Origin of the sequence: Bradyrhizobium zhengyangense (genome assembly GCF_022012555.1) — a bacterium.
GTDB lineage: Bacteria > Pseudomonadota > Alphaproteobacteria > Rhizobiales > Xanthobacteraceae > Bradyrhizobium > Bradyrhizobium zhengyangense.
In genome coordinates this window covers 723376-745987 of sequence record NZ_JAKLTZ010000002.1, presented here as the reverse complement: position 1 = coordinate 745987, position 22612 = coordinate 723376, and the positions used below count along the sequence as shown (strand labels likewise).

21 protein-coding genes and 1 tRNA gene are annotated in these 22612 nt (G+C 65.0%); 16 read left to right on the top strand and 6 right to left on the bottom strand.

Going from position 1 to position 22612, the window contains the following annotated elements:
- Positions 1-33: 33 nt before the first annotated feature.
- Entirely contained in the window at positions 34-1359 is a 1326-nt protein-coding gene (locus tag L6639_RS08710; RefSeq protein ID WP_237860780.1) for an FAD-binding oxidoreductase, read from the top strand.
- Between the two features lie 3 nt (positions 1360-1362).
- Complete coding sequence (locus tag L6639_RS08705; RefSeq protein WP_237860778.1) at positions 1363-2103, top strand: SDR family oxidoreductase; 741 nt, start codon at positions 1363-1365, stop codon at positions 2101-2103.
- A 42-nt stretch (positions 2104-2145) separates the two neighbouring features.
- On the opposite strand, the gene L6639_RS08700 is transcribed toward L6639_RS08705, so the two are convergent.
- Positions 2146-3111 (bottom strand): complex I NDUFA9 subunit family protein, encoded by a 966-nt coding sequence (locus tag L6639_RS08700; RefSeq protein ID WP_237860776.1) that lies wholly within the window; start codon positions 3109-3111, stop codon positions 2146-2148.
- Positions 3112-3249: 138 nt separating this feature from the next.
- Between L6639_RS08700 and L6639_RS08695 the strand changes: the two genes are divergently transcribed.
- The 3 genes from L6639_RS08695 (at position 3250) to L6639_RS08685 (ending at position 3976) form a co-directional block, all read left to right on the top strand.
- Positions 3250-3336 (top strand) — tRNA-Leu (locus tag L6639_RS08695).
- A gap of 229 nt (positions 3337-3565) precedes the next feature.
- The gene (locus L6639_RS08690; RefSeq protein WP_237860774.1) at positions 3566-3775 is read left to right on the top strand and encodes an addiction module protein; all 210 of its coding nucleotides are present in this window, start codon (positions 3566-3568) and stop codon (positions 3773-3775) included.
- Positions 3776-3976 (top strand): type II toxin-antitoxin system RelE/ParE family toxin, encoded by a 201-nt coding sequence (locus L6639_RS08685; RefSeq protein WP_237860772.1) that lies wholly within the window; start codon positions 3776-3778, stop codon positions 3974-3976.
- A gap of 117 nt (positions 3977-4093) precedes the next feature.
- Here the strand turns inward: L6639_RS08685 and L6639_RS08680 are convergent, their stop codons facing one another.
- Complete coding sequence (locus L6639_RS08680) at positions 4094-5365, bottom strand: MFS transporter (protein ID WP_237860770.1); 1272 nt, start codon at positions 5363-5365, stop codon at positions 4094-4096.
- A gap of 257 nt (positions 5366-5622) precedes the next feature.
- On the opposite strand from L6639_RS08680, the gene L6639_RS08675 reads away from it, so the two are divergent.
- The 8 genes from L6639_RS08675 to ptsN all read left to right on the top strand — a co-directional run bounded on the left by L6639_RS08675 (position 5623) and on the right by ptsN (position 13604).
- Positions 5623-6948 carry a UbiA family prenyltransferase gene (locus tag L6639_RS08675; protein WP_237860769.1) on the top strand — a complete coding sequence of 442 codons (1326 nt, stop codon included), beginning with the start codon at positions 5623-5625 and terminating at the stop codon, positions 6946-6948.
- A 100-nt stretch (positions 6949-7048) separates the two neighbouring features.
- Complete coding sequence (locus L6639_RS08670; RefSeq protein WP_237860766.1) at positions 7049-7663, top strand: ribonuclease D; 615 nt, start codon at positions 7049-7051, stop codon at positions 7661-7663.
- 153 nt (positions 7664-7816) lie between these two features.
- Positions 7817-8542 carry an LPS export ABC transporter periplasmic protein LptC gene (gene lptC / locus L6639_RS08665; protein WP_237860765.1) on the top strand — a complete coding sequence of 242 codons (726 nt, stop codon included), beginning with the start codon at positions 7817-7819 and terminating at the stop codon, positions 8540-8542.
- A gap of 5 nt (positions 8543-8547) precedes the next feature.
- Complete coding sequence (locus L6639_RS08660; protein WP_237860763.1) at positions 8548-9267, top strand: LptA/OstA family protein; 720 nt, start codon at positions 8548-8550, stop codon at positions 9265-9267.
- A 237-nt stretch (positions 9268-9504) separates the two neighbouring features.
- The gene (lptB, locus tag L6639_RS08655; RefSeq protein ID WP_237860761.1) at positions 9505-10518 is read left to right on the top strand and encodes an LPS export ABC transporter ATP-binding protein; all 1014 of its coding nucleotides are present in this window, start codon (positions 9505-9507) and stop codon (positions 10516-10518) included.
- A gap of 90 nt (positions 10519-10608) precedes the next feature.
- Positions 10609-12234, top strand: a complete 1626-nt coding sequence (gene rpoN, locus L6639_RS08650; protein ID WP_237860757.1) for an RNA polymerase factor sigma-54 — start codon at positions 10609-10611, stop codon at positions 12232-12234.
- An 84-nt stretch (positions 12235-12318) separates the two neighbouring features.
- A complete protein-coding gene (gene hpf / locus L6639_RS08645; RefSeq protein WP_237860755.1) occupies positions 12319-12918 on the top strand; it encodes a ribosome hibernation-promoting factor, HPF/YfiA family in 600 nt (199 codons plus the stop codon).
- Positions 12919-13142: 224 nt separating this feature from the next.
- Positions 13143-13604: a PTS IIA-like nitrogen regulatory protein PtsN gene (gene ptsN, locus L6639_RS08640; RefSeq protein ID WP_008141251.1), complete on the top strand. Its 462-nt coding sequence runs from the start codon at positions 13143-13145 to the stop codon at positions 13602-13604.
- A 15-nt stretch (positions 13605-13619) separates the two neighbouring features.
- Here the strand turns inward: ptsN and L6639_RS08635 are convergent, their stop codons facing one another.
- Positions 13620-14258, bottom strand: coding sequence for a TetR/AcrR family transcriptional regulator (locus tag L6639_RS08635; protein ID WP_237860753.1), 639 nt, complete (start codon positions 14256-14258; stop codon positions 13620-13622).
- Positions 14259-14536: 278 nt separating this feature from the next.
- Here L6639_RS08635 and L6639_RS08630 point away from each other — a divergent pair, with 278 nt between their 5' ends.
- From L6639_RS08630 to L6639_RS08620, 3 genes are all read left to right on the top strand, one after another.
- Positions 14537-15340 (top strand): SDR family NAD(P)-dependent oxidoreductase, encoded by an 804-nt coding sequence (locus L6639_RS08630; protein ID WP_237860751.1) that lies wholly within the window; start codon positions 14537-14539, stop codon positions 15338-15340.
- Positions 15341-15379: 39 nt separating this feature from the next.
- On the top strand, positions 15380-16510 hold the full coding sequence (locus tag L6639_RS08625) for a DUF5938 domain-containing protein (RefSeq protein ID WP_237860750.1): 1131 nt from the start codon (positions 15380-15382) through the stop codon (positions 16508-16510).
- 204 nt (positions 16511-16714) lie between these two features.
- Positions 16715-18253 (top strand): acyl-CoA synthetase, encoded by a 1539-nt coding sequence (locus tag L6639_RS08620; RefSeq protein WP_237860748.1) that lies wholly within the window; start codon positions 16715-16717, stop codon positions 18251-18253.
- Positions 18254-18283: 30 nt separating this feature from the next.
- On the opposite strand, the gene L6639_RS08615 is transcribed toward L6639_RS08620, so the two are convergent.
- Genes L6639_RS08615 through L6639_RS08605 form a run of 3 tightly spaced genes read right to left on the bottom strand, consistent with a single transcriptional unit; the run spans position 18284 to position 22559 of the window.
- Positions 18284-19216, bottom strand: coding sequence for an FAD binding domain-containing protein (locus tag L6639_RS08615; protein WP_237860746.1), 933 nt, complete (start codon positions 19214-19216; stop codon positions 18284-18286).
- Entirely contained in the window at positions 19213-21900 is a 2688-nt protein-coding gene (locus L6639_RS08610) for a molybdopterin-dependent oxidoreductase (protein ID WP_237860744.1), read from the bottom strand. The genes L6639_RS08615 and L6639_RS08610 overlap by 4 nt, the downstream gene beginning before the upstream one ends.
- The gene (locus tag L6639_RS08605; RefSeq protein WP_237860742.1) at positions 21897-22559 is read right to left on the bottom strand and encodes a TetR/AcrR family transcriptional regulator; all 663 of its coding nucleotides are present in this window, start codon (positions 22557-22559) and stop codon (positions 21897-21899) included. The genes L6639_RS08610 and L6639_RS08605 overlap by 4 nt, the downstream gene beginning before the upstream one ends.
- Positions 22560-22612: the final 53 nt, after the last annotated feature.

Sequence of the window (22612 nt, the reverse complement as noted above, 5' to 3'; positions counted from 1 at the left end):
AGGGCGGCGCGCGCCCTGCAACGGAGCTGTATGATGACCCTCGTCAGCGGCTGGGGGCGCTTCCCGGTCGTCGATACCGAAATGCTGCGGCCGCGGTCGTTCGAGGCCGTGGGAGAGGCTGTCGTTGCCGGCTCCGTGGCGCGGGGCAATGGCCGCGCCTATGGCGATGCCGCGATCGGTGCTGCCAGAACCATCGGCATGACGGCGTTCGACCGGGTGAGGTCGTTCGATCCGACGACGGGCCGCATTCGCCTCGAAGCCGGCGTGCTGCTGTCCGACCTGATCGATACCTTTGGCCCGCGCGGCTTCCTGCCCTTCGTGGTGCCGGGCACGCGCTTCGTCTCGGTCGGCGGTGCCATCGCTGCCGACGTGCACGGCAAGAACCATCATTGCGAGGGCGGTTTCGGCCGCTATGTCGACAGCATTCTGCTGCGCACCGGGCAAGGCGAGACCATCGAAGTCTCGCGCGAGCAGAATTCCGATGCCTTCTTTGCGACCGTCGGCGGCATGGGCCTCACCGGCGTGATTCTCGAAGCGACGATGCGGCTGCGCTCTGTCGTAACAGGCTGGATCCGCGAGCGGGTGATATCCGCGTCCGATCTCGATGCCGCCATGCGTGCGCTCGAGGCCGGCGATTCCGCGACCTATTCGGTGGCGTGGATCGATTGCGTCGCGCGCGGGCGTAACCTTGGCCGCTCGTTGATCTATCTCGGGGAGCACGCCGGCAGGGACGAGCTTGCCGAAGGCGCCGCGGTGTTTCCCGTCGGCAAGGCTCCCGGGCTCGCGGTGCCCCTCGACCTGCCGTCGATCACGCTCAATCGCTACAGCATCGGCGCCTTCAACGAGCTCTATTACCGCATGGGGGCGCGGCGCGCCGGCGGCGACCGTGTGGTCTCGCTCTATCCGTATTTCTTTCCGCTCGACAGTCTCAGCGACTGGAATCGCATCTATGGGCGGCGCGGCTTCCTCCAGCATCAATGCGTGATCCCCGAAGCTGGCGCGCGCGAGGTGCTCGGCGACATCCTCGATCGCGTCGCAAGGCGCGGCGATGCATCGTTCCTCGCGGTGCTGAAGAAGCTCGGTCATGGCGAGGGCCTGCTGTCGTTTCCGCTGCCTGGCTACACGCTTGCGCTGGATTTCCCCGTGAAGGGCGACATCCTGAATTTCCTCGACGAGATCGACCGCGTGGTCGTCGCCGCCGGCGGCAGGCTCTATCTGGCGAAGGATGCGCGCCAGTCGCGCGCGACATTCGAGGCCGGCTATCCGGCGCTGCCGCGCTTCAAGGCGATCCGTAAATCGCTCGATCCTGCCTGCAACATCCGCTCAAAATTGTCACAACGCCTGTTCGATGAGGTTTAAGCCGTGACGTCACGCATGTCAGTTCTGGTGCTCGGCGGCTCCTCCGATATCGGCCGCGCCGCCGCGCGCGCCTTTGCCAAGGCCGGCTACGATGTTGGCCTTGCAGGCCGCGATGCCGCCGCGCTCGAGCCTGACGCCGCCGATCTGCGCGCGCGCTACAACATCGAAGCGAGCACACGGACCTTCGACGTGCTCGACACCGCGTCTTTTGACGGCTTTGTCGCCGGCCTTCCTGTCTTGCCTGACGTCGTGATCTCGATCGTCGGATTGCTGGGTGTGCAGCAAAAGGCCGAGAGCGACCTCGCCCACGCCACCACGATCATGCGCTCCAACTATGAGGGACCGTCGCTGATCCTCGGCCTGTTCGCAGAAAAATTCTTGAGCCGCGGCAATGGCACCGTTGTCGGCGTCTCGTCGGTGGCGGGCGATCGCGGCCGCGCCTCGAACTATGTCTACGGCTCGGCGAAAGCGGGCTTCTCCGCCTTCCTGTCGGGCCTGCGCGCCCGCGCCAGCCGCGGCGGCGTGCATGTCGTCACCGTCAAGCCGGGCTTCGTCCGCACCAAGATGACTGAAGGCATGAAGCTGATCGGCCCGCTCACCGTCGAAGCGCCGGTGGTTGGCGATGCGATCTTCAATGCCGTCGAGAAGAAGACCGACGTCGTTTACGTCAGCGGCATCTGGCGCCTCGTGATGCTCATCATCAAGATGCTGCCGGAGGCAGTGTTCAAGAAGCTGAAGTTTTGACGACGTTGCCGCCGCGACGGAGGTCTGCTCCCTAAAAGATCCCTACACGCCCATGCGCTGGAACTGACCCTGCGGGCGGAAGCGCCAGAGATATTGCGGGGCGATCGCTTCCAGCGAATCGGGGGTGATGCCGAGACCTTCCAGCGTCAGGCCTGCGGCCTTCGCCGCATCCGACACGACATTGTCGCGCTCGAGCAGCGTGACCTGGTCCGGCGTCAGCTTGAACGCGCCCGGCGCGAATTGCAGGAAGGCGGCCTTGAGCCGGGCAAGCCCGAACGACAGCGGCACCAGGGTGCGCTCACGATCGGTGATTGCGAGGATCGCCTCGATGATCTCGCGCATGGTCAGCACCTCAGGCCCGCCGAGCTCGTAGGTCGCGCCCGCCTTGGCCTTGCCGTCGACGGCGTCCGCGATCGCGGTGGCGACGTCGCCGACATAAACAGGCTGCATCCTGGTCGCGCCGCCGATCAGCGGCAGCACCGGCGACATCCGCGCCAACGCCGCGAAGCGGTTGGTGAACTGGTCCTCGGGGCCGAACATCACGGAGGGACGGAAGATCGTGGCCGACGGCACGGCAGCGCTGACTGCGGCCTCGCCGGCGGCCTTGGCCCTGGCGTAGTGCGAGGGCGAATCAGCGTCGGCGCCGATCGCCGAGACATGCACCAGGCTGGCGCCCGCTGCGGCCGCCGCCTTGGCGACGGTCTCGGCGCCCTTGGCCTGAACGGCGTCAAAGGTCTGGGCACCGCCTTCGGTGAGGATACCGACCAGATTGATCACGACATGCGAATCACGCACCGCCGCCTCGACCGATCCGGGGTAGCGCAAATTGGCCTGGATGGTGTGGACCTGGCCGACCTTGCCGGAGGGCTGGAGGTAGCCGGCTAGTTCCGGCCGTCGCACCGCCACCCGGATCCGGTAATCGCGCCGGCACAGCGCGCGGACGACATTCCGGCCCAAAAACCCCGATCCGCCGAAAACCGTGACGAGAGTTTCCAGATTCGATGCCATGGGGTCCATTCCTGCGGAAGAGTGCGAGATATCAGGCTTGTATCGGGGCGGTGTGCGATGCGCAATCGGCATCCAGAACCATGAATTGACAACGGCGTCACCGAACCGTAGTAACCGCCTCCGTGCCCCAAACGGCATGCCCAGGTGGTGGAATTGGTAGACGCGCTGGCTTCAGGTGCCAGTGGCTTAACGGCCGTGAAGGTTCGAGTCCTTTCCTGGGCACCATTTATCCCTTGTGGATGCCCCTCAAGGCGCAGTCCCAAGGTTGGCGAGCGGTCACCCGAGATGGTGCCAAAGGCGCTTGGTGCGCAACAATGTTGCGGAATCGATCCATAAATCGATTTATGCTCGGAGACGCTCCCCCTTCCCGCTGGTCGCGGTAACAACGATATTGGTATCGACGGGTTCGTGAGGATTTTGATTTCGTTGGCGAAGGGCCAAAGGGATTCGGACGATGGCAACGCTCGACATTAGTCGTTTGACGCCTAAGGAACGGCTCGACCTCATCGGCGAGCTCTGGGACAGCCTCTCTGCGACCGACGTGCGGCTGACTCCGGCGCAGGAGGCTGAACTCGACCGTCGGCTTGCGACTTTTGACGCGGACCGCAGCGAAGCGATTCCCTGGGAAGATGTTGAAGCCGAGCTTGATCGCCGGTCGCGATAAGTGGCCAAGATCCTCTTTACGAAGGCGGCACGAGGCGACCTCGCCGATGCCGTCAGCTGGTACGACACCCACGCTCCGCAGGTTGTGCCGCAATTTCGGGACGCCTTGCGCGCGGCGCTGATCCGGGTCGCGGACAATCCAAAGCAGTTTCCGCTGGCCTACAAGGACGCGCGCCGCGCTTTGCTTCGACGTTTCCCCTAAATCCTTGTGTTTCGTGAAACGCAAGATGCTGTTTATGTCATTGCGGTGTTTCACACGAGCCGCGATCCCCTGACTTGGAAGCGCCGCTCGTAGCGTCTCCACCACGGCTAGGCGCCCTCAGACGACACTCCTCCCAGCCCGGTCCGCCACCGATTTCTGCACAAAATACATCGCCACCAGCGTGATGATCGTGGTCGTGACGACGACGTAGCCGATCCGCTCGAAATGCAGCAGCGAGCCATCCGGCTGCTGCGAGATGATCGCGGCCGCGAGCACCGAGCCGAGGCCGCCGGAGAGCTGCTGCAGCGAGGCGCTGATCGCGCTGAACGAGCCGCGCTGGGTGGGATCGGGGATCGCCGATATGATCGCTTGCGACGGGATCATGCGCGAGAAGATGCCGACGAACATCAGCACATTGACGGTGATCGCGGTCACCAGCGAGACGTGGCCGAGATGGGTGTAGATCAGCACCATCAGCACGGTCATCGCGCAGCCGAACACGAAGGTCGGGTATTTACCGAAATTGTCGGCCGCGCGACCGACCAGCGGTCCGGTGACGATGCTGAACAGGCCGGAGACCAGGTAGATCGTCGGCAGATGCACGATGTCGATGCCGATATTGTTCACGGTGAAGGCGCTGGAATAGGGCATCAGCATGTAGCCGCCCGTCGCCAGCAACGTCGTGACCGCGAAGGCCAGCGTGTAGCGCGGCTCGCTGACCGTCGCCACCAGATGGTGGAACGGGTTGCGGTCCTGCTTCAGCTTCAGATGCGCATCGACCGGCTCCATCGCGAAGGCGATGACGGCGATCGAGAGGATCGACAGGCCGACGATCGCAAAGAAGCAGACATGCCAGCTCCAGTGATTGGCGAGGAACAGGCCGGCGGGAACGCCGAGCACCTGGCTCGCGGCGAACGCGGTCTGGACAAATCCCATCACGCGGCCGCGCAACTGCAGAGGAAACAAATCGGTGACGATGGCGAGCACGATCGAGCCGATCACGCCGCCGAACAAGCCGGTCACGATGCGGCCGAGCAGCAGCACATGATAATTCTGCGCCAGCGCGCACAGCAGAGTCCCGAGCGTGAAGCCGGCATAGAAGAACAGCAGCAGGCGCTTGCGGTCGAAGCGATCGGCAAAGCCGGCGGCGAGGATGCCCGACAATCCGGCGCTGAACGCGTAGGCCGACACTGCGACGCCGAATTGCCCGGCCGTGATGTTGAGCGAGGGCATCATGATGGCGCCGAGCGGCGACATGATGATGAAGTCGAGAATGATCGTGAACTGCGCAAAGGCGAGCAGCGCCACCAGAAGCGACTGGTAGCGCGAAAAGCCGCGCCGGCGTTCATGCTGATCGTCGATCGGCGCGGCGAGCGTCTGGTCTGTCATGGCACCTGATGCGTATGAGAAACCGGGCTCAGATAGGGTGGGCGCCGCCGATTTCCACGGGCGCAGGCCTCAGGTTCCGCTGGTATATCCAGCGTGCGCCGGATTGTGGGATCCCTGCAACAGCTGGCGGCCCGATCCCCTTTGCCGGCAGGGTTAAGCCGCCCTTAGCCAATGCCGCCTAGGCTCGCGGCCGTCCTTTTCCCGCTTCCCCCTAGCCCTTGGGTCGGTCGTGTCGCGGTAAGTCAGAGCGTTTTCGGATGGAGCAACCTGCCTGGCAGTACGATCGGAGTGAGGCCGCGCCGCAGGCGACGGCGGCACCGGCTCGTACCCTCGTCATCGATCTCGAAGGCGCCCTGCTACGCTCGGAATTGCTCATGGAGGCGCTGTTCTCCAGCCCCGCCCGCATGCTGGCCCGTTTCGGCGCGCGCGGACGTCCGGGCATGGCGGCACTCACGGAGGTTTTGGCACGCGCCGAGCTCGACTACGCCCACCTTCCCTATGATGCCGATGTGCTGAACCGGGCGCTGGCGGCGCGGGCGCGGGGCGCGAAGGTCTTTCTGGTCGCGGGCCGCTTTGCCGACCAGGCGGCCGGCATTTCGGCGCATCTCGGGTTCGACGGCGTCGTGACGCCGGCTGCTCTCGCGGCCGGTGACAATCTGCCATTCGACCGCGCCGCGATCGAGCGCATCGACTACGTCACCAGCGATCGCGCCAGCCTCCGAACCTGGGCGAAGGCGCTGCGCCTCTATCAATATGCCAAGAACACGCTGGTGTTCGTGCCCGTTCTCACCGCGCATCAGGTGAACATCGCGACACTCGGCACCACGCTGCTGGCATTCCTGGCATTCTCGGCCTGTGCGTCGGGCGCCTATCTGATGAACGATCTGCTCGACCTCGCCGCCGATCGCCAGCATCCGACCAAGCGCCACCGTGCGCTGGCTGCGGGTGACCTCAAGATCTCGTCGGCGCTGTCGGCGATTCCCGTGCTGTGGCTGTTCGCCTTCGGTGCGAGCCTTTGCATCTCCTTGACCTTCCTCGGCGTGCTCGTCGCCTATCTCGTCACCACCATCGCCTATTCGCTGGTGCTCAAGCGCAAGATGCTGGTCGACGTCGTCACGCTCGCCGGCCTCTATTGCCTGCGCATCGTCGCCGGCGCCGTCGCCGCCGGCGTCGTGCTGTCGGAATGGCTGATGGTGTTCTCGCTGTTCGTGTTCACCTCGCTGGCGCTGATCAAGCGTTTCAGCGAGCTCAGCATGCGCCAGGGCGAGGGCCTTGCCGATCCCTCCAACCGCGACTATCGCATCAGCGATCTGCACATCATCGCCGCGATGGCAGCGGCGAGCGCGATGAATGCGGTGACGGTGTTTGCGCTCTACGTCTCGTCCTCGGCGGTGACGCCGCTCTATAGCCGCCCCTGGATGTTGTGGCTGCTCGCCCCGCTGCTGCTCTACTGGTTCGGCCGGGCCCTGATGATCGCGCATCGCCGCGAGATGCCTGATGATCCCATCATCTACGCTTTCCGTGACGGCGCCAGCCGCGCCACGGTCGCGGCGATGGTCTGCATCATGCTGGCGGCGATCTGAGCCGTTGCTGCTTGCGCGGCCTGTCCCTAATGGCTAAATCGCGGACCATCCGATTAGCCTATGCTGCCGACCGACGATTCGATTGAGGGTTTGAAACGCCATGACCGTACGCCTACATCGCGGTGACCTGCCGGACCTCTCCCGCTACACCTCGGCGGTGGCGATCGACACCGAGACCATGGGCCTCAACCCGCATCGCGACCGGCTCTGCGTGGTTCAGCTCTCGCCGGGCGACGGCAGCGCCGACGTGGTGCAAATACCCAAGGGGCACACCGACGCGCCGAATTTGAAGGCCCTGCTGGCCAATCCCGCGATCACGAAGATCTTCCATTTCGCCCGGTTCGACGTCGCGGTGCTGTACCAGACCTTCGGCGTGATGACCGGGCCGATCTACTGCACCAAGATCGCCTCCCGCCTGACCCGCACCTATACCGACCGCCATGGCCTCAAGGACCTCGTCCGCGAGGTGCTCAATGTCGATCTCTCCAAGCAGCAGCAATCCAGCGACTGGGGTTCCGACAGCCTGACCGAGCCGCAGCTGGCTTACGCTGCCTCCGACGTGCTGCACCTGCACGCCCTGCGCGAGCGGCTGGATGCCATGCTGGTCCGGGAGGGCCGCACTGCACTGGCAAAAGCCTGTTTCGACTTCCTGCCGACCCGGGCCCTGCTCGACCTCCAGGGCTGGGAGGAAGAGGACATTTTCGCCCATTCCTGAACATCTTAGCGGCCGCTAGGTTAGGGTTGCCGCCCCGTTTCGGACACTTTCGTACCGGTTTGTCGCGGGCTGCATATTCCAGCGGTCGCGGGTACAATGGGGCGCCCTCGATTGGAGCCTTCTGACCAGGCAAGCGATGCCTCCGGAGCAGCGGTGAATTCGGCCCAGTTTCCCACCTACGACGCCGCGCTTGCGGCGAAGTTTGCCAGCGCGGCGCGCCACAGTCGCCTGGTGCGGATTCTGCGCATCGCCGTGCCGGTGACGGTGGTTCTGGCCATGGCCTCGATCGTCGCGGTCTCGACCTTCCTCAACCCCTTCAGCATGATCCCCATCAAGGTCGATTCCGGAAACCTCGTGGTGACAGGCACCAAGATCACGATGGAGTCGCCGCACATGTCCGGCTTCACGACGGACCAGCGGCCGTATGAGCTCTGGGCCAAGACGGCGACGCAGGACATCACCGATCCAGACCATGTCGATCTCGCCGATCTGCGCTCGAAGGTGCTGATGGAAGACCAGTCGACCGTGTTCCTGGATGCCCGCACCGGCCGCTTCGACAACAAGCAGCAGCAGCTCGATTTGCACAAGGATGTCTTCGTGCGCACCTCGACCGGCTACGAGGCGCGGCTGAACTCGGCCTTCGTCGACATGAACAAGGGCACGGTCTCCTCGGACGAGCATGTCGACGTCAAATTGACCAATGGCACGCTGACCGCCGACAAGCTGCGCATCACGGAAGGCGGCGATGTCATCCGCTTCGAAGGCAATGTGGTGATGCATCTGGACAAGATCAGCACGGGCGATGCGCCCGTCGAGCAGCCGGCGCCGCCACCACCACCGCCGACGAAGTCGAAGAACAAATCTGCGAACTCAAAGTGATTTTCATGATTGATGTTTTCCCGCGCAACGACATCAAGCGTCGCGCCATCATTGCAGCTTCTGCGCTGATCATCGCGACAGGCGCAGCCGTTGCGCAGAGCACGATGCAAGGTGTGCCCAACGCGATGCAGGGCTTTTCGCAGAATCGCGATCAGCCGATCCAGATCGAGGCCGCCGCGCTCGAAATGCGCGACAAAAAGAAGGAAGCAACCTTCTCCGGCAATGTGAAGGTCGTGCAGGGCGACACCACCATGACCTCGAAGACGCTGGTGGTGTTCTACGAATCCAGCAGCGACAAGCAGCCAGCGCCGCAGGCCGCGCCCGTCAAGGGCGCGAAGGCGGCGCCGCCGATACAGTCGGCGACGCCGGGGCCCGGCGGCGCCTCCTCGATCAAGCGGCTGGAAGCGCGTGGCAATGTCGTCGTCACCCAGAAGGACCAGGTGGTGACAGGCGAGACCGCCGTGTTCGACACCAAGACCAACCTGATCACCATGCTAGGTGGGTCTGGTGGCCAGGTGGTGCTGACCCAGTGCCAGAATGTGCTGCGCGGCGACCGCCTCAAGGTCGACATGACCACCGGCGTCTCCCGGGTGGAATCCGACAGCGGCAAGGTGCAGGGTCTGTTCATCCAGTCCCAGGGCGGCTCGGACGGGAAATGCGGGACGCCCGCAACGCCTGGCTCGGGCCCGGCGATGCCGTCGCTGATCCCCGGTAAACCAAAGTAAATCAATAGCTTATATAATAATTTGCGGCCGCCAGGTTGAAGCCGGCCCGACAAGATTGTATCTACCCCACGGGCTTTCGAAGCGGGGTTCGCCGCTTTTCGGGCGTGTTTCACTGGGCATGAGACATCCCTTCACTCATGCTGTGCTGTGCCGGCGAATCGCTGGGGCCGGTGCAGCAGATCGCGAGATCACGCACGATCGTCGTGCAAGATTGTCGTGAAAGGCTAGAAGGCGGGGATGGTCGATCTTTTCAGCATGTTCCGACGGCGCCCCGCCAAGCGCGGCCGGCCAGGATTTGCCCGTCAGGACATCACCGCGCTCGGCGACAGCGTCGGCGGGCTCATGCCGAGCCCTGTCAGGGATGCGCCGCCGATCGCGCGTGAGCAGCCCATGCACGCCTCGGATCCCTATGGCGTCGAGGCCCCGCCGCGGCCAAGGCCGGCGGCGGCCCCGCCTCCCCAGGCCAGATCCAGTGCGAAGTCCAATGCCAGGACCAACGGCACGGGCGGGCCGCAACTGTTGCGGCGACCCGGCTTCCTGGCTGTGCATAGCGTGGAAAAGAGTTTTGGCAGCCGCCAGGTCGTGCGCGGCGTCAGCATCTATGTGCGCCGCGGCGAAGCCGTCGGGCTGCTCGGTCCGAACGGCGCCGGCAAGACCACCGTGTTCTACATGATCACCGGCCTGATCAAGGCCGATCGCGGCGCGATCGAGCTCGATGGCCACGATGTCACGAAGCTGCCGATGTATCAGCGCGCGCGGCTCGGCATCGGCTATCTGCCGCAGGAAGCCTCGATCTTCCGCGGCCTCACCGTCGAGCAGAACATCCGCGCCGTGCTCGAGGTCGTCGAGCCTTCGCGCAAGAAGCGCGAGCAGCAGCTCGACTCGCTGCTCGACGAATTCAACATCACGCGCCTGCGAAAATCACCGTCGATCGCGCTGTCGGGCGGTGAGCGCCGCCGCGTCGAGATCGCGCGCGCGCTCGCAACGCGTCCGAACTACATGCTGCTCGACGAGCCCTTCGCGGGCATCGATCCGATTGCGGTGGGCGACATTCAGGACCTCGTCCGCCACCTCACCAATCGCGGCATCGGCGTCCTGATCACCGACCACAATGTCCGCGAGACGCTCGGCCTCACCGATCGCGCCTATATCGTCTATGCCGGCGAAATCCTGACGGAGGGAAGCCCGGACGAGATCGTCGCGGATCCGGATGTCCGTCGCCTTTACCTTGGCGAGGAATTCCGCCTCTAGCCCTTTTTTCCGTCTAGTCAAGCCGTGTACATCGGGTCGGGACTAAGATAAGCAAGAATCGGACCAATTTTCGGGAACGGTTCTTGTTAGATGGCGCTTTCGCAGAGATTAGAGTTCCGGCAATCGCAGTCGCTGGTCATGACGCCGCAGCTGATGCAGGCGATCAAGCTGCTGCAACTGTCGAATCTCGATCTCACCACCTTCGTGGAGGAGGAACTCGAGCGTAACCCTCTGCTGGAGCGGGCCAACGACGAGGGCGGCGGCGAAGCTCCGACTGAACCCGGCCAGTTCAGTGACCATGATGGCGACGATTCAGGCAATCAGGGCGCCGACGACGGCTTTGGCGGCAGTGGCGAGGCCTTCGAGCCTGGCCAGGAAGAATGGATGAGCAAGGATCTCGGCTCCCGCGCCGAGATCGAGCAGACCCTGGATACGGGCCTGGACAACGTCTTCTCCGAGGAGCCCGCCGAGGCGGCCGCACGCAACGCCCAGGACGCTGCGCCGACCACCTACACCGAATGGGGCGGCGGCGCCTCGGGCGACGAGGACTACAATCTTGAAGCCTTCGTCGCGGCAGAGATGACGCTGTCCGACCATCTCGCCGAGCAGCTGTCGGTGGCCTTCACTGGCGCGGCCCAGCGCATGATCGGGCAGTATTTGATCGACCTCGTCGACGAAGCCGGCTATCTGCCGCCCGATCTTGGCGGCGCGGCCGAGCGGCTTGGCGCAACGCAAGAAGACGTCGAGGGCGTTCTTGCCGTGCTGCAAAAATTCGATCCGCCCGGCGTCTGTGCGCGATCCCTGAGCGAGTGCCTTGCGATCCAGCTCCGCGAGCTCGACCGCTACGATCCGGCGATGCAGGCGCTCGTCGAGCATCTCGATCTCCTCGCAAAGCGCGACATCGTGTCCTTGCGCAAGCTTTGCGGCGTCGACGACGAGGACATCGCCGACATGATCGGCGAGATCAGGCGGCTCAATCCCAAGCCCGGCATGAAGTTCGGCTCGGCGCGGCTTCAGGCCATGGTGCCTGATGTCTATGTCCGCCCGGGTCCTGACGGCGGCTGGCATGTCGAGCTCAACAGCGACACCCTGCCGCGCGTGCTGGTCAACCAGACCTATTACTCCGAGCTGTCGAAGAAGATCGGCAAGGATGGCGACAAGTCGTATTTCACGGATGCACTGCAGAACGCGACGTGGCTGGTGCGCGCTCTCGACCAGCGCGCCCGCACCATCCTGAAAGTCGCCACCGAGATCGTGCGCCAGCAGGACGGCTTCTTCACCCATGGCGTCGCGCATCTGCGGCCGCTGAATCTGAAGGCGGTGGCCGACGCCATCCAGATGCATGAATCCACGGTGTCGCGCGTCACCGCCAACAAATACATGGCGACAAATCGCGGCACATTCGAATTGAAATATTTCTTCACGGCCTCGATCGCCTCGGCTGACGGCGGTGAGGCGCATTCGGCCGAAGCCGTGCGTCACCACATCAAGCAGCTGATTGATTCGGAAGTGCCGGCCGCGATCCTGTCGGATGATACCATCGTGGAACGCTTGCGCGCCTCGGGCATTGATATTGCCCGCCGCACGGTCGCGAAGTACCGCGAAGCCATGCGCATTCCGTCCTCGGTGCAACGCCGTCGCGACAAGCAGAGCGCTCTTGGTAACGTCCTTTCCACCGCAATGTCCGATCGTTCCCGCAACACCGAACCGGCCTGATTGCGCTGGCGCGAAATCGCGCTACTCTCTTCCCCCCATCGCGACCGATCCAAGCTAGGCCAATTGAACCAAGCGAGGCATCACATGACTCTTCGGATCTCGGGCAAGAGCGTTAGCGTCGGTGAGGCCCTTCGCGGCCGCGTCACCGACCGGACCGAAGAGGTCCTGCGTAAATATTTCGACGGCAATTATTCCGGCCACATCACGCTCAGCAAGGACGGCCTCGGCTTCCGCACCGACTGTGCGCTGCATCTCGATTCCGGGATTACGCTGGAAGCCGATTCGAACGCGCAGGACGCCTATGCCAGCGCCGACCAGGCGCTGATCATGATCGAGAAGCGCCTCAAGCGTTACAAGAGCCGGCTCAAGGACCGTTCGGCCCGCAAGGCCCATGTCGCCTCCGCGGCGCTGGCCGCGATGGACGCCACCGCCTACGTGCTCGAGGCCCCCGGCGAGGGCGACGACGAGGACGAGGTCACCGGCTATAGCCCCGTGATCATCGCCGAGGCCACGACGTCGCTGAAGCAGATGTCGGTCAGCGAAGCTGTCATGGAACTCGACCTCAGCGGGGCACCCTGCCTGGTATTTCAGCATGGGTCCTCCGGCCGGGTGAACATCATCTACCGCCGGGCCGACGGCAATGTCGGCTGGATCGACCCGCCAGGCACCAAATCGGGGGGTTAGACCGGTGTCCGGGGCAACCCCGTATCAACCACAGGTCTTAACAATGACCGTTGCAAAGCCGCACGCGGGAGTTGGCACCGGGATTGCGTTGGAGTAGAAGCGCCCCACATCAGGACCGGGGCTAAGTCCTCCTCCTGCTTGACCTTCTTGACGCCGGTCGGGCTCGATCTGATCGAGACGGCCAATTCGGAACCTGACGGTTTAATTCACTCCGGAACACTTCCATGCCGATTACCGATCTGGTCGCTCCCGAGGCGATTCTCCCGGCATTGAAGGTCAACAGCAAGAAGCAGGCGCTCCAGGAGCTCGCGGCCAAGGCTGCGGAACTGACCGGACAAAACGAACGCTCGGTGTTCGAGGTGCTGCTCCAGCGCGAGAAGCTCGGCACCACCGCGGTCGGCTACGGCGTCGCCATTCCTCACGGCAAGCTGCCCAAGCTCGAGAAGATCTTTGGCCTGTTCGCCCGGCTCGATCGTCCGATCGATTTCGAGGCAATGGACGGCCAGCCGGTCGATCTCGTGTTCCTGCTGCTCGCACCCGAAGGCGCCGGCGCCGATCATCTGAAGGCGCTCGCCCGCATCGCCCGCCTGCTGCGTGATCAGGACATCGCCAAGAAGCTGCGCGCCTCGCGCGACGCCCAGGCGATCTATTCGGTGCTGGCCCTGCCGCCGGCGACCGCGGCGTAACGCCTCGCATTCGCCTCAGCACACCGTCGGCAGCAGGCGCCGGACTTCGTCGAGCAGTTCGGGGACAGCCGCCTTGTCACCCGCGAGGTGCTTGAGCAGCGCACTCTGAAACAGACCGTCGAACAGCGCATAGAGCGCGGCTGGCGACGACGCCGGCCGCTTGCGGCCGAATTCGGCGTAGCGCGAGGCGATGCGCCAGATCATCGCTTCCAGGCTCTTGTCGATCTCGAGCACGTCCTTGCGGAACGCCGCCTCGAACATCGCCTGCGAGCGCAAATCGTACCAGAGCCGGTGCATGCGGGCTTCGTTTTGCAGCGTGGCTGCGAGCTTGGCGAGAAAACCTTCCGTCAATTCGTCACGGCTCGTTGCCGTCGCGACGACCTCGTCATACCGCGTCACGCACTTCGCCTTGTAGTGGCGCACGCAGCAGCAGATCAGGTCGAGCTTGTCGCTGAAATAATAGTGGAACACGCCGTGCGTGAAGGCCGAGTTCTGCGCGATCTCGCGCAGGCTGGTGCGCGCGAAGCCGAGCTCTCCGAGCGTTTCAAGCGCGGCCTCGGCAAGCTCGATGCGCCGCGCGTTGAACTTCTCGTCGCGCAGCACCTCGGCCGCATCGGCCACACGCCGGGCCGCTCCCGTCACCTGCCGCGCCATCGCGTCCCTTCCTCAGACCCCGTTCTTTCAACGACTTATACCGCGTTGTCAGCGGAATCGCTCCATCCCCCTCACAACCACTTCCCTTGACAACTGTCAAATTGGTTCTTGACAAGTGTCAAGATTCTGGCGGAGGTTCGCACCAAGAATTTGGACAGTCGTCAAGACGTCCGACCATGGAGGAACGCTTCGCTGGGCGCGGCCAAATGGCCAGCGCCCAACGACCTGGTGCGCGCATAGCGCCCCACGATCAATCACCAGCAACGGAGGAGTGCGTCATGAATGGGAAGAGCCTTGCGGGCAGGAAAGCCCTGGTCACCGGCGGTGCGAGGGGAATCGGCGCGGCGATCGCGCAGGCACTGGCCCAAGCCGGCGCCTCGATCATGATCGCAGACATTCTGGAGGAGGCCGGCCGCGCCAGCGCAGCCGCAATCGCCAAGGAAGATGTCGCGACGGGCTTCGTCCAGCTCGACGTCACCGATGACGCGCAATGGGAGCGGGCGGTGGCCAAGACTGTCGCCACTCTCGGCGGCTACGACATCCTCATCAACAACGCCGGCATCGAGATCACGTCGCTGATCTCGGAGGTCAGAGCCGAGGACGCGCGGCGGATGTGCGACGTCAACATCGTCGGCACCGTGCTCGGCATGAAGCACGCCTTCCGCGCGATGCGGCCTGGCGGGCCGGCCGGCAAGGGTGGCGCTGTCGTCAACATCGCCTCCGTCGCGGCGACGATCGCCTTCCCGAGCATCGCCGTCTACTCCGGCACGAAGTCCGCGGTCGACCGCATGACGCGGGTCGGCGCGATGGAAGCCGGCAAGCTCGGCTTCGGCGTGCGCGTCAACTGCATCTATCCCGGCCTGATTCCGACCGACATGGGCATGCAGCTCGCCAACGACATCGTCAAGATCGGACTCGCGCCCGACGTCAACGCCGCGGTCGGCTCGGTGGTGGAGCAGACGCCACTCGGCAAGCTCGCGGAGGTCGGCGACATCGCCAATGCCGCGGTGTTCCTGTGCTCGAACGAGGCGCGCTTCATCACCGGCATCGGACTGCCGGTCGATGGCGGCATGGGCATGTGAACTGCAAAACCTGACAACAAAAATTTCCGGAGGAAAGCTATGAGTGCGAAGAAGCCCGTCATCGTCTATGGCGCGTCCGGCTACACCGGCCGGTTGGTCTGCGAATACTTGCGCGAATACAACATCCCCTTCGTCGCGGCCGGCCGCAGCGCCGAGAAGCTCAACGCCGCGATGAAGGCGAACGTGGCCGGCATCGAGACCGCCGACTACGAGGTGGTGGAAGTGCCGCACACCGTGAGCGCGCTGACGGAATTGTTCAACGGCGCCTCGGTTGTGCTCAACACCGTGGGTCCGTTCGCCAAGTTCGGCGGCGAGGTGGTGCAGGCCTGTTGGGCGTCCCGATGCCACTACACCGACACCACAGGCGAGCAGGATTGGCTGATCACGCTCGAGCAGGAATGGGGCACCAAATTCGCCAATGCCGGGCTGCTGCTCGCGCCGGGCATCGCGCAGATGTACACCACCGGTGAGATCGCAGCCCAACTGTGCCTGGAGACGCCTGGCCTCGACACGCTTGATATCGCCGTGTTCTGGGGCGGCAGCCCGACCATCGCCTCGACCCAGACCATTCTGGTCAACGCCGCGATGGCCAAGGCCTACTATCTGGAGCAGAACAAATATGTCGAGCATCAACCCGATGCCGGCCTCTACAACCTCGCCATCCCCGGCCAGCACGAGCTGGCGCTGGCGTTGCCCTGGGGCGGCACCTCGCATCCCGTCTGGTTCAAGCGCGATCCGCGCGTGGCCAATGTGAAGGTGCTCGGCGGCGTGTTCAATCGTGGACTGATGCTGGGCGTGCCGCAGATCGTCGCCGCCGCGCTGGACGCGACCAAGGACATGAACCCCGACGACCGCTACGCCGCGCTGGCGCAGACCGCCGCCGGCGTGATGAACACCATGCCGCCGCGCGAGAACCCGCGCGTCAACAAGTCGCTGGATTCGGTGCATGCCTCTGGCCCGCTGGGGCGCGCGCACTGCGTCATCAACGGCAACAGCAACTACAAGCAGACTGGAATGCTGCAGGCCTATGCCGCCGCCCACCTGCTGCAGCAGCCGCCCAAGCGCGTCGGCTTCGCCTCCGGCTGCCAGGCCTTCGGCCATCACGAGCTGCTCGGGCAATTGCGCAGTTTCGGTCTGGTCAGCAAGCCTGTTCTGACCGTGCACGATTAGGGGACATGGCGGCGACGGCGATCCTTCTTTACCTCTCCCCATCGGGGAGAGGTCGATTTGCGCAGCAAATCGGGTGAGGGGCCGCGGCTCAACGCGAGACCGTAACCCCTCACCCGGCGCTGCGCGCCGACCTCTCCCAAGGGAGAGGTGGATCTACGACGCGGCGCGACTCTAACCTGACCTCTACATGCTTCGGGGGCGACCATGCGCTTCATCGACTATCTGGACAAAGGCGCCTCGCTCGGCGCCGATGCGCCGTGCCTGACCATGGACGGGCGCGACCTCAGTTATCGCGAGGTGCAGCAGCTGAGCTATCGCGTCGCGCGCGGGCTCGATCGATCGGGCATCGCGCCCGGCGAGAAGGTCGCGATCCTCTCCGGCAACGATCCGGTCGCGTTTGCCTGCGTGTTCGGGATTTCCCGCGCCGGCGCGGTCTGGTGCCCGATCAATCCCCGCAACGAGGCGGCCGAAAACCGCATCATCCTCGATCAGTTCGACTGCAGCCTGCTGCTGTTTCATTCGGGCTTCGCGCCGATGGTCGAGGCGATGCGAGCAGCGCTGCCGAAGCTGCGCGTCCTCGTCTGCCTCGATGCCGAGCTGCCCTTCGCGCCCTCGTTCGCGAGCTGGCTCGCCGGCCTCACCGAGGATCCCTATCAACGCGAGACGGTCGACGATCTCGCGATGATTCCCGGTACCGGCGGCACCACAGGCAAGCCGAAGGGGGTCATGTTGTCGGGCCGCAACATCGAGACCATGACGGCGCTGACGCTGATGGGCTATCCCTTCAGGGGACGTCCGGTCTATCTCGCGCTGGCGCCGCTAACCCACGCGGCCGGTGTGCTGTGTTTCCCGATCATGACGCTCGGTGGTCGCATCGTGATCATGCATCACCCCGATATCGCCGAATTCCTCGATCTGATCGCGCACTACCGTGTCACGCACACCTTCCTGCCGCCGACCGTGATCTACATGCTGCTCGATCATCCCAAGCTCGACTCCGCCAACCTCGAATCGCTGCAATGCTTCTGGTACGGCGCGGCGCCGATCTCGTCCGCCCGGCTCGCGGAAGCGCTCCGGCGCATCGGGCCGATGGCGCAGCTGTTCGGCCAGACCGAAGCGCCGATGATGATCTCGATGATGGCGCCCGCTGAGCATTACAACGCCGACGGCACCATCGCGATGCAGCGCCTCGCTTCGGCCGGGCGGATCAGCCCGCTGGTGCAGGCTGGCATCATGGATGGCGACGGCAATCTGCTGCCACCGGGCGCGCGCGGCGAGATCGTGGTCCGCGGCTCGCTGGTGATGGAGGGTTACTACAAGAATCCAGAGGCCACGGCGGAGGCCTCCGCGCATGGCTGGCACCACACCGGCGACATCGGCTACATCGACGACGACGGCTACCTCTATATCGTCGATCGCGCCAAGGACATGATCATATCAGGCGGGTTCAACGTCTACTCGATCGAGGTCGAGAACGCGCTGCGGGCGCATGAGGCCGTGCAGGATTGCGCCGTGATCGGCCTTCCGGACGAGAAATGGGGCGAGCGGATCGTCGCCGTGGTGCAGCCTCGCGCCGGCCAGAGTGTCGATGCGACGGCGCTGGCGGCCTTCGTCAAGCAGCAGATCGGCAGCGTCAAGACACCGAAGCAGATCGAAGTCTGGGACGATCTGCCACGTTCCAAGGTCGGCAAGGTGCTGAAGCCTGACATCCGCGCGCGGCTTGCGGGTCGCTCAGGCGGCTAGAGCGTGATGGGGTGCCGCCTGTGCGACCAGCTAATCCAAAAGCCGCTCCAGCACGTCGCGCATCAGCCCTTGCAGAAGATCGAGCTTGTAGGCCGTCATCGGCAATGGTTTGGCGCCCGAGGTCGCCGCTTTCGCCGCATCTTCGATCGATGCCGCATTGGCAATCTTGCCATGAAGCGCGACTTCCGCGGCGGCGAGGCGAAGCGGCACGGGCGCGATGCCGCCGGCAGCGAGACGCACGAGCTGGAACTTGCCGTCGGCGATCACGACGCGGGCGCAGAGTTCCACCAGCGGCCATTCCGCATAGGTTCGGCTGATCGCGCGCTTGTAGGAAGCGCGCTCGCCTTCGAGCGGAGCGGGAAGCGCAATGCTCTTGATCATCTCGCCTGCTGCGAGCGTATGATCGGCGTGCGCGACCAAGCCATCGCCGAGCAGGCCGGCGATCGTCAATCCGCTGCGCCTGTCAGTGGCGATGGTCGCATCATGGGCCAGCAGAGCCGCCGCCATGGTCGAGGGATGCGGCGCGACGCAAGGCCCGAGATCGAAGGCAACGCCATAGAGATGATTGCCAGACCGGGCAGGGCAGGTGCTGCCGCCTTTCTTCAGGCAATCGATGTCGGCCCGGCGGAAATACCAGCAGCGCGTACGCTGCGCCAGATTGCCGCCGAGCGTTGCAACCTGGCGCACCTGTGGCGTGGCGAGGCCTTGCGCGCTCGCCGCGATGCCGGGATAGGCAGCGGCGATGCGTGCGTCCATCGCGATCGTGGCGATGGTGGTCAACGCACCGATCTGGGCTGCTCCGTCGGCGTCCCAGGTGATCGCCTTGTCGCCGGTGGCCGAGATATCGATCGGTAGTCCCTGCGACACGCCGCTGCGGCGGCGTTCGCTGAAGTCGGTGCCTCCGGCGCGGAATTCGGGCGTGGGCTTGGCAGTCGGCTCGGCGGTCATGACGGCGACGCTCATGCTGCATCCCTCCCTTTCAGCGCGGCCACCAGACGATCCGGCCGGAACGGAATTTCGGTCAGTCTCACGCCGATCGCATCGCGGATGGCGTTGGCGATCGCGGGCGAGGTCGGCACGGTGGCGACTTCGCCGATGCCGACGCTGCCGCCCGGCACATGCTCGAAACCGGCCTCGTCGAAATGCACCTCCAGTTTCGGCATGTCGGCAATCCCGGGAATGCGGTAATCCTCCATGCTGCCGCTCAGGATGTGGCCGCTCGAAGGATCGGTCTCCCGCGCTTCATAGAGTGCGTAGCCGATGCCCTGGATCACCGCGCCTGCGGCCTGGCTTCGCGCCAGCGTCGGCGCGGCGAGCTTGCCGATCGCGAGGCCCGTATAGGCGTTGAGGACGCGCACATGGCCGAGCCAGGTATCGACCTCGACTTCCATCACCTGCACCGAGCTCGGCACGCCGGCGCCGACCACCATGTGGTTCATCAGGCGCAGCACCCAACCGAACACCCGGCCCATGAGGCCGGCCTCGTGCAGCGCGGGCCTCACGCCGGGCGGCGGCTTGCCGTCTTCCTGGCGTTTCGCCGACACGGCGATGTCGGGAGAAGCCGCGATCATCTCGCGCCACGGCGCGTTCGAGCCCGGAGCCGGTGTGCGAGACGCGGTGCGCTTGATTTCCGCTTTCAGCTTGTCGATGGCGAGCAACGTCGGCGGCACCACCGAGGCGGTGACGCGGCTGCCGCCGGACCCCGGTCCGGGCGGCAGGTTGGAGCGGCCGATGCGAACTTCGACATCCTGCGGCTCGAGATCGAACGCTTTCGCGACGGTGTTCGCGATCACGCTGCGCGTGCCTGTGCCGATATCCTGTACCGCGCAGCTTGCGACGAGGCGGCCGCCCTTGACCGCGAGCTCGACCGAGGAGCCGGTCTGCCAGAGATAGAGCCAGTAGCCGGTGGCGACGCCGACGCCGCGCCGGTAGCGGCCGGACTGCGAGGCGGCCGGCTTGCGGCTCTTCCAGACGTCGAGGCCGGCGGCCCAGTCGTACAATCGCTGGCGGTTGGGATCGGGGTCCCAGAGCTTGCGCAGCTGAATCGGATCGACCTTCATGCGCAGCGCCGCCTCGTCGATCGCCTGCTCCAGCGCAAACGACATCGGCGGACCGCCGGGGCCGCGGAACGGCGCGCCGGGCGGCAAATTGCTGAGCACGTCGAAGTCGACGAGCTCCTTTGCTTCGGCCGGATAGATCAGCCGCGCCAGGCCGGCGATCAGCGAGTTCACGGCGGCGCCGGTGTCGGCATGCGCGGTGAGCGACAGCGCCTTGAGGCGGCCTTCCGTCGAAGGCAGCAAGGACAGCTTCAGCTCGGCGGCCGGACGATAGCCGGCGACGGAAAGCTCCTCTTCGCGATCGAAGGCGACCCGCACCGGCGCCTTCGCGGCGCGCGCGAGCTCGATCGCGGCGATGGTCTCCAGCCCAACGCTGCCCTTGGAGCCGAACCCGCCGCCGACATGATCGGCGATCACACGCACCTTGTCGTGCGGAAGGCCGTAGCGCTTGGCGATCTTCTCCATGCTCTCGTGAATGGCCTGGGTCGAGATGTGCACGGTAAGCTGATCGCCATCGAACCTGGCCACGGCGGCATGTGGTTCGAGACTTGCGTGCTGTTGCGTCGAGACGCGGAAGGTTTCCTCGACTAGCAACGGATTGCGTTGCGCCCGCGCCTCGTCAAGCCAGCTCTTGGCCTGCTTGGCTTTCTGCGAGAACGGCGCCGAAGGCCCGCGCACGTTGCCCTTCCACGACACCGGAGCGCCGCCGGCGCCCTCGGATACGTTGCCGGCACGCTTGCGGTCCTTCTTTTCGAACACGACGGGCGCATCGTCGCGTCGCGCTGCATCGAGCCCGATCACCGCGGGAAAAGGCTCGGGCCTGAAGGTGATCGCGGCGATTGCCTTCAGTGCGGTGCGGCGATCCTTGGCCGCGACGGCTGCAATCGGCGCGCCGACGAAGCGGATCATGTTGTCATCGTCGAGCAGCGGAACGACCGCGGCAACACCGGCAATGGCGCGCGCCGGCGCCAGATCCAGCCCGGTGATCCTCGCATGCGCGACGTGCGCGCGCAGGATGACGCCTTCGAGCTGGCCGTCATGGTGGATGTCGACGGTGTAGCGAGCCAGTCCCGTCACCTTGTCGCGGGCTTCCAGCCGCGGCGCGATGGGATCGTTGCCGTCGAAGCGGCCCGAACATGCTTCGGCGACGGCGCGATAGATGCCTTCATAGGCGCCGCAGCGGCAGAGATGCCCTGAGAGCGCGGCGGCGATCTCCTCGCGCGAGGGTGTCGCCGTGCCCTTGGTTCCGCGCCAGCTGTCATGGAAGGCGGTGGCTTCGACGACAAAGCCGGGCGTGCAGAAGCCGCATTGCAGGGCGTCGTGCGCCATGAACGCCTTCTGCACCGGATGCAATCCGGTGCTACCTATACCCTCGATGGTCGTCAGCGATTTGTCGGCGGCCGCCTGCGCCGGCAACAGGCAGCTCACGACCGGCGTTCCGTCGAGCAGCACGGTGCAGGCGCCGCAGACGCCGGAGCCGCAGACGAGTTTGGTGCCGGTGAGGCCGCCATCGCGGATCACGTCGATCAGGAGCGCATCCGGATCGTCGGGGAGCACCAGAGGCCTTCCATTGATCGTCGTGGTGGTCATTTTCGAACTCCCGTTTTGCGTGGGGATTTCTTCGCAGACGGCACCATCGCGCCTGCGATCAGCATGCGCAGCATGGTCTCGAGCTGTTTCAGGAACGCGTCGACCGGCTGCATGGACGGAAAAGCGGATTTGGTGCCGTGGACCGCCATCTCGACGCAGCGCGCGAGCTCGCGCACGGAGACGCCGCTTGCGAGCGTGAGCTTCTGCTTGCGGCACACCCGCGCGATCGTGGTGGCGATCTCGTCGGCGAACCGGGTGGCATAGCTCTGGTAGAGGTCGCGCGCCTGCGCGAGGTGCTCGGAAAACAGCTCCTCGGTATGGGGCGAGTCCTTGAGCGAAGCGAGCAGCGACTGCATCCGCGCGCCGATCTCGGCGACCAGGATGTCGGCAAGCTTGAGGCCGGCTTCTTCCGCCGCCTTCGCGGCCGCGATTTCGGCAGCGAGCCCCTGCTCGTAGAGCCGCTCGATCACGGCGCGAAACAGCGCCTCCTTGGAGGCGAAGTGATGATAGAGCGCCTGCCGCGTCAGCCCGGCCTCCTCCGCCGCCTGCTCGATCGAGGAGCGGCGGAAGCCGTGGCGCCGGAACACGCGCATGGCGGCGTCGAGGATACGGTCCTGCGGAGGGGCCTTGGCCTGCATTTTGTCAGATTTGACAAACATGAATGAAATGTCAAATCACGGATTGATGACGGTCTCGTGCGCATGAGCCGAGG